This is a genomic window from Nocardioides sp. (genome assembly GCF_047607365.1).
Lineage (GTDB): Bacteria > Actinomycetota > Actinomycetes > Propionibacteriales > Nocardioidaceae > Nocardioides.
In genome coordinates, this window is sequence record NZ_JASGDD010000233.1 from 1 (window position 1) to 5092 (window position 5092).

The 5092-nt window shown below is 74.2% G+C and carries 7 protein-coding genes; 4 read left to right on the forward strand and 3 right to left on the reverse strand.

Going from position 1 to position 5092, the window contains the following annotated elements; translation table 11 throughout:
• The 3 genes from QM572_RS18400 to QM572_RS18410 all read left to right on the forward strand — a co-directional run.
• Positions 1-839, forward strand: an 839-nt coding sequence (locus QM572_RS18400) for a methionyl-tRNA formyltransferase (RefSeq protein WP_415095431.1), incomplete at its 5' end; no start/stop codon positions are given.
• The gene (locus QM572_RS18405) at positions 836-1249 is read left to right on the forward strand and encodes an MmcQ/YjbR family DNA-binding protein (protein WP_415095432.1); all 414 of its coding nucleotides are present in this window, start codon (positions 836-838) and stop codon (positions 1247-1249) included. The genes QM572_RS18400 and QM572_RS18405, both read left to right, overlap by 4 nt.
• Entirely contained in the window at positions 1242-2648 is a 1407-nt protein-coding gene (locus QM572_RS18410) for an RsmB/NOP family class I SAM-dependent RNA methyltransferase (protein ID WP_415095433.1), read from the forward strand. The genes QM572_RS18405 and QM572_RS18410 overlap by 8 nt, the downstream gene beginning before the upstream one ends.
• Here the strand turns inward: QM572_RS18410 and QM572_RS18415 are convergent.
• From QM572_RS18415 to QM572_RS18425, 3 genes are read right to left on the reverse strand one after another with little or no spacing between them, the layout of a single operon-like run.
• Positions 2629-3297 carry a S1 family peptidase gene (locus QM572_RS18415; protein ID WP_415095434.1) on the reverse strand — a complete coding sequence of 223 codons (669 nt, stop codon included), beginning with the start codon at positions 3295-3297 and terminating at the stop codon, positions 2629-2631. The genes QM572_RS18410 and QM572_RS18415 overlap by 20 nt on opposite strands.
• Before the next feature lie 28 nt (positions 3298-3325).
• On the reverse strand, positions 3326-3961 hold the full coding sequence (locus QM572_RS18420) for an SRPBCC family protein (RefSeq protein WP_415095435.1): 636 nt from the start codon (positions 3959-3961) through the stop codon (positions 3326-3328).
• 2 nt (positions 3962-3963) lie between these two features.
• The gene (locus QM572_RS18425) at positions 3964-4299 is read right to left on the reverse strand and encodes an ArsR/SmtB family transcription factor (RefSeq protein ID WP_415095436.1); all 336 of its coding nucleotides are present in this window, start codon (positions 4297-4299) and stop codon (positions 3964-3966) included.
• Positions 4300-4392: 93 nt separating this feature from the next.
• Here QM572_RS18425 and QM572_RS18430 point away from each other — a divergent pair, with 93 nt between their 5' ends.
• Complete coding sequence (locus QM572_RS18430; RefSeq protein ID WP_415095437.1) at positions 4393-4950, forward strand: RNA polymerase sigma factor; 558 nt, start codon at positions 4393-4395, stop codon at positions 4948-4950.
• The last annotated feature ends 142 nt before the right edge of the window (positions 4951-5092 follow it).

Genomic DNA, 5092 nt, shown 5'->3' on the forward strand with positions numbered 1-5092 from the left:
CGCGCCCCGACGCCCCCGCCGGCCGCGGCCGCCGCCTGGTCGCCTCGCCCGTCGCCGCCCGGGCCGAGGAGCTCGGCATCCCGGTGCTCAAGCCCTCCCACCCGCGCGACCCGGACTTCCAGTCCGCGCTCCGGGACCTCGCGCCTGACGCGTGTCCGGTGGTGGCCTACGGCGCGCTGCTGCCGCAGGCCGCGCTCGACATCCCGAGGCACGGCTGGGTCAACCTGCACTTCTCCCTGCTGCCGCAGTGGCGGGGGGCGGCGCCCGTCCAGCACGCGGTCTGGGCAGGCGACGAGCTCACCGGCGCCACGACCTTCCGGATCGTGCGCGAGCTCGACGCCGGGCCGACCTTCGGCGTGATGACCGAGCGGATCCGCCCGGCCGACACGGCCGGCGACCTGCTCGGACGGCTCGCCGTCGGGGGAGCGCAGCTCCTCGTCGCCACCCTCGACGGCCTCGAGTCCGGGCAGATCGAGGCGCGTGAGCAGCCCGCCGACGGCGTCTCGCTCGCACCCAAGATCGAGGTCGGCGACGCCCGGATCGACTGGTCGAGGCCGGCCGCCGCGATCGACCGCCAGATCCGCGCGTGCACTCCCGCACCCGGCGCCTGGACGCTGCTGGCGGGGGAGCGGTTCAAGGTCGGGCCGGTGACGCTCGATCCTCAGCACTCGGCCCTGGCCCCCGGCGCGCTCGCCGTCGCGAAGTCCGCGGTCCACGTCGGCACCGGGACCGTGCCCGTGCGACTCGGCCCGGTCAAGCCCTTCGGGAAGAAGGAGATGCCCGCCGCCGACTGGGGTCGCGGCGTCGATCTCGCGCCCGGCGTACGGTTCGACGGATGAGCGTGGACGACCGCCCGGCCACGCCCGAGGACGTCGAGGCGCTCTGCCTCGGCCTGCCCGAGGTCGAGCTCGGCGTGAGCTGGGGCGACCGTCCCACCTTCAAGGTCCCCCGCGGCGCGAAGGGCAAGGGGTTCGTCCTCTACCGCCGTCCGCACAAGACCGCGATCGATCCGGCGACGGGTCAGGAGTACGACGACCTGCTGGTGATCCGCACCGCGACGGAGGCCGAGAAGCTGGCGCTCGTCGCCCAGGGACCGTTCTTCACCGTGCCGCACTTCGACGGCTACAACGCCGTGCTGGTGCAGGAGTCCCGCCTCGGGGAGATCACCCTCGCCGAGCTGCGTGAGGTGATCGAGGACGCCTGGCGCGCGGTGGCTCCGAAGCGCCTGGTGAGGGAGCTCGATGGCTGAGCGCCGCCGGGTCGACCCCGCGCGGCTCGCCGCGTTCGAGGTGCTCAAGGCCGTCCGCGCCGACGACGCCTACGCCAACCTCGTGCTCCCGCACGTCCTCGCCAAGCACGGCCTGTCCGGTCGCGACGCGGCCTTCGCGACCGAGCTGGCGTCCGGCGCGCTCCGCCGGCAGGGAACGTACGACGCCATCCTGGCCGCGTCGATCGACCGTCCCTCGGCGAAGGTGCAGGCCCAGGTGCGCGACGCGCTGCGGCTGGGCTGCCACCAGCTGCTCTCGATGCGGGTGCCCGACCATGCCGCGATCGACGCGACCGTCGAGCTGGTGAAGTCCGTCTCGGGCCCGGGCGCCGCCTCGTTCGCCAACGCCGTCCTGCGCCGGGTCTCGCGCCGGCCCCTGGCCGCGTGGGTCGACGAGCTGACGCCCGAGGCCGGGCTCGACCGCCTCGCCCTCGAGTTCAGCCACCCCGCCTGGGTCGTGTCACTCCTCGCCGACGCCCTCGCCCTCCCGCCGAGTGGGGCCTCCGTCCCGCCGAGTGGGGCCTCCGACGGCGCCGAGTGGGGGCTTCGACAGCTCTTGGCCGCCGACAACGCCGCCCCGCGGGTGGTGCTCGTCGCCCGGCCGGGCCGGGCGACGCGCGAGGAGCTGCCGGGGGAGCCGACGGCGCTCTCGCCCTACGGCGTCGTGCTGGCCGGTGGATCTCCGGGCGAGGTGACCGCGGTGCGGGAGCGTCGCGCGGGCGTCCAGGACGAGGGCTCGCAGCTCGTCGCGATCGCGGCGGCGGAGGCACCGCTCGACGGGCGCGACGAGCGCTGGCTCGATCTCTGTGCGGGCCCGGGCGGCAAGTCCGCGCTGCTCGCCGCGCTGGCTGCGGAGCGCGGCGCCCTGCTGGTCGCCAACGAGGCGCAGCCCCACCGTGCGGGCCTGGTCGCGCAGAACCTCACGGACGCGCTCGGCGTGGCAGGCGTGGTCGCCGGCGACGGCACCCGGCCGCCGTACCGCCCCGGCTCCTTCGACCGCGTCCTCGTCGACGCCCCCTGCTCGGGGCTCGGGGCGCTGCGCCGCCGGCCGGAGTCGCGGTGGCGTCGTACGGCCGCCGACATCGAGGCACTCGTGCCACTCCAGGTCGCGTTGCTGGGCTCGGCCCTGGAGCTCGTGCGTCCCGGCGGCGTGGTGCTCTACGCGACCTGCAGTCCGGTGCTCGCCGAGACCGAGGGCGTCGTCGCGTCGGTGCTCGCGACGCGGGACGACGTCGCCCTGGAGCCGATCGCCGGCCTCGCCGGCGCCGTCCCCGACGCCGCCGGACCGGTCCCCGGCACCGTCCAGCTGTGGCCGCACCGCCACGCCACCGACGCCATGTTCATGGCGCTGTTGCGGCGTTCTACGACCCCATCAGCCTGAGGTCGAGCGCCTCGAGGGCCTTGTCGACACGGCTGGCGGTGCTGCCGAGCGCGTCGCCCGAGCTGAGGATGCCGACCGCCCTCACGGTGCCGTTCGGGCGCCGGTCGAAGATCGGGCCGCCGACGTCTCCCCGCTCGGCGGAGATCGTCGTGGTGAAGCTGGTCGCGGTGATGCTCGTGATCCGGCCGCACTCGCGATGCTTCGCCTGCCCGGTGAGGCACACCCGGAGCCCGAGGCGCGGTCGCGAGACCCCGGACACGAGCCGTCGCTTGTCGCCGTCGTGCACCCGCGGCGTGAGCGTGACCGGGCCGGTGACCCGGATCGCCGCGTAGTCGCGGTAGAGGCTCGTCGTGAGGCGCCGAGCCACGATCCGGCCGAGGGTGCGGCCGTTGTTCGAGGTGTACCAGAGCGTGCCCTTCTTGCCGCAGGTCGCAGCGGTCAGCACGATCGGCCGGCCCTTCCGGTCCCGGGCGTGGAAGCCGTCGGTGCAGTCGACGGTCTCCATCCGGTTGATGAGGTGCTGGAGGCCCCAGCCGCTCACCTGGACCGGGTGCGCCTCGGCGGGCGCGGCCACGAGGAGGGCGCCCAGGAGCGGCGCGGAGGCCAGCAGGCAGGCGGCTCGGACGGAGGTGGGGAGGAGAGAGCGCATGAGAGGGGGCTACCCCCTCTCGCCTCGATCATCCGGTCGGCCTCGCTCGGTCGGCCCCGAGCACCGCGATGACGGGCGTCGCGACACACGACCGCCTGGCGGCCCGCAGGGTGGGCTCCTCGTCGACGCCGGGCCCCGACGCCTCCACGAGCGACCAGCCGAGGTTGTTGGCCTCGACGGCCTGCGTGCGGTGCCAGTCGCCGGCGACGTCGTCCGGGACCGGCGCCTCCTCGGCCGGCGGCAGTCCCTCGCCGGTCTCGAGCAGCGACTTGAGGCTGTCGAGCACCCACCCCCAGCCGTCCTTGACGCTGCCCCACGTGCCGGGGCTCCGGGCCAGGTCGGAGTGGACCACGTCGAGCCGGGTGAGACCGGCGCCCTCGGGCGTGATCAGCCACTCGACGCGCGACGCGGGCTCCTCGGCCAGGTCGGCGTCGTAGAGCACGCGCCAGGTGGTGACCAGGCGCCGTGGGGGATCGGACTCCACGACCTCCCCGACCACCATGTCCGCGCCGTCACGGACGTAGCGCAACGGCTCGCCCGGAGCGAAGGACGACGTGATCGCGGTGCGATGGAAGTAGCGCTCGGTGAACCCGGGCTCGGTGATGCCCGCCCACACCTCCTCGGGGGTGGCCTTGACGTAGACGCGGTAGCGCAGCGGGCGCATGGTCAGTCTCCTGATTCGAGGGTGTGCTTGAGCTCGAGCAGCTCGCGGGTGACCCCGACGGCGTACTTGTCCAGCCAGCGCCCGGCGATCTGATGGATCGGGACGGGGTTGAGGTGGAGGAGGCGCGTCCGGCCCGCCTTGTGCGAGATCACCAGATTGGCGGCCTCGAGCACCCCGAGGTGCTTCATCACCGCGAACCGCGTGACGTCTGGGAAGCGGGCCGCCAGCGCCGAGACCGACTGGCCGTCGAGCTCGACGAGGGCATCCAGCAGGGCGCGCCGCGTCGGGTCGGCGAGGGCGCGGAACACCCCGTCGTCGTCGTACGCCGTCGCGCCCATGCGCCCCACGATAGGTGACCATATGGTCACTCAACAAGATCCGGGTGAGACGATTCCCCGGCGGGCGACATGAAGGGGGTGAGAGGAGGTGCGATGACAGGCAGTCAGGCAACGGGGCCCACCGACGACCGCGAGCTGCTCGGTCGTGCCACGCAGGGGGACCAGAGCGCGCTCGGCGTGCTCTACGACCGCCACGTCCGTGCCGTCTACGCCCAGGCGCTCGGCGTCACCGGGGACGCGAACACCGCCGAGGACGTCACGCAGGACGTGTTCATCACCTTCTGGGAGAAGGCGCGCGGCGTCCGGCTGGTCGACACCTCGGTGCTGCCCTGGCTGATGGTGACCGCGAAGTTCCACGGCCTCAACGCGGGCCGCCGACTGCGCCGCGAGCGTTCCCACACCACGCCGATGCACGACGAGCCCGGCGTCGAGGACCACGTGCTGCGTGCGGAGATCCAGGCCGAGATCGCCCGGGCGGTGGGCGCGCTGTCGGACATCGACCGGCGGGTCTACGAGATGTGCCTCGACGGCGAGCACACCTACGAGTCCGCCGCCCTCACCCTCGGCCTGAGCCATGCCTCGGTCCGGAACCGTCTCTCGCGCGTCCGCCTCCGCCTGCGCGCCGACCTGCAAGCCCTGAGGGAGTCCTGATGACCCAGCTGCTCGATGACGAGCGCGTCGCCCGGATGCGCGCCACGGTGATGACAGTCGTCGCCGACGACACCCGGCGCCGCGGCCGCGCCGCCCGCACCCGGCTCGTCCTCGCCGGCGGGATCGCGGCGGCCGTCGTCGC